1 protein-coding gene is annotated in these 1,446 nt (G+C 64.0%); it reads right to left on the reverse strand.

Going from position 1 to position 1,446, the window contains the following annotated elements; all coding sequences use genetic code 11:
* Positions 1-18 precede the first annotated feature (18 nt).
* Positions 19-1,230, reverse strand: coding sequence for an IS110 family RNA-guided transposase (locus tag FGL95_RS31945; protein WP_169595023.1), 1,212 nt, complete (start codon positions 1,228-1,230; stop codon positions 19-21).
* Between the last annotated feature and the right edge of the window lie 216 nt (positions 1,231-1,446).

Genomic DNA, 1,446 nt, shown 5'->3' on the forward strand with positions numbered 1-1,446 from the left:
GGAGTCTCAATGACCGTGTCAAGCCGCAGCTGTGAGTCGAGCTGGGACTTCCGAGGTGAATTCCCGTCTGTCGCGGAGCAGGGCCCAGAGGACGTCGACGAGCCGGCGGGCGAGGGCGAGGAGCGCTTGGGTGTGAATCATCCGTTCGCCCCGCTTGCGGTCGTAGAAGGCCCGCGAGGGCCCTGCCATTTTGAGGCTGGACAACGCGGCCATGTAGAAGACTCGGCGCAGCCGGCGGTTGTACCGTTTCGGACGGTGCATGTTTCCGCTGACCCGGCCGGAATCTCTTGGGACAGGGACCAATCCGGCATAGGATGCCAACCTGCCCGCAGTCGCGAACGAGGCCATATCTCCACCGGTCGCCACAACGAATTCCGCGCCGAGCCCGGGGCCCATGCCGGGCAAGGATTCGATGATCCGCGCGTGGGGATGACGCCGAAAATGCTCGGCGATGAGTTTGTCGGTGTCCTTGATCTCGCGGTCGAGGTCGAGCATCTTGCGGGCCAGCCGCTTGATCAGCGTGGCGGTGCCGGCTTCACCGGGCAGGGCGATGTCCTGACCTCGAGCGGCTTCAACGGTGGCGGCGGCGGTCTTGGCGATACCCGCCGGCCATGCCTTGTTCTTCACGAGATGGTCTGTCACACCGTCGATTCCGGCCGAGCGGATCTCATTCGGCGTGCACATCCCGGTGACCAGGATCAGCGCGGTGCGGGTGGAATAGTCGAACGCCGCCTCGAGTCCGGGGAAGATGGAGCCGAGCAGCGCTCGCAGTCGATTGATACCGCGAACCCTCTCCGCCATCAGATCGGTGCGGTAGGCGGTGAGCTGCGTCAATTCGACCGCGAGCTCGTGGGGCATGGTGACTTCGGCCAAATCGTTACGCAGCCGGGCGGTTTCGGCGATCACCCGTGCGTCCTTCGCGTCGGTTTTGCCCTCGCCGCGGAAGGTATGGGTCATGGTGTTGACTACCCGGCCCGGCACGTAGACCACCGACTGTGCGGCGGTCAGCAGGACTGTGATCAGCATCGACGCGAGCGGACTGGTCAAGTCGATCGCCCACTGCACCCGGTCGCCGGTCCCGAGCGCGCGTTCGACCAATCCGTCGATCGCACGCTGATCATTGGCGATCTTCTGCGACCAGCAGACCTTGCCAGCGTCGTCGACCACACACGCATGATGCGCGAACTTTCCGACGTCGATCCCTATCCACACCATCGATCGATTTGTCATCAGAACTCCTGTCGTCGCAGGTCAGGCCCGTGGACGACCCGCCGGCAGGTCCCTAAACAGCGACGATTTCGCATCAGATCTCAATAAGCGGCCGGAGCGTCCAGCACGGCGGGGCAGCCACTCCTTTCGAGCCACAAAAGCGGCATCCGATCATCAGCTACACCCCACCGCCCTGGGCATCCAGGGCACCAACCCCAGACACCAACAACCTTAGGG

Origin of the sequence: Antrihabitans stalactiti, assembly GCF_012932915.1 — a bacterium.
GTDB lineage: Bacteria > Actinomycetota > Actinomycetes > Mycobacteriales > Mycobacteriaceae > Antrihabitans > Antrihabitans stalactiti.

Excerpts from the sequence above, each read along its gene's own strand:
- FGL95_RS31945 (WP_169595023.1), bottom strand. The coding sequence starts at position 1,230 with ATGACAAATCGATCGATGGTGTGGATAGGGATCGACGTCGGAAAGTTC.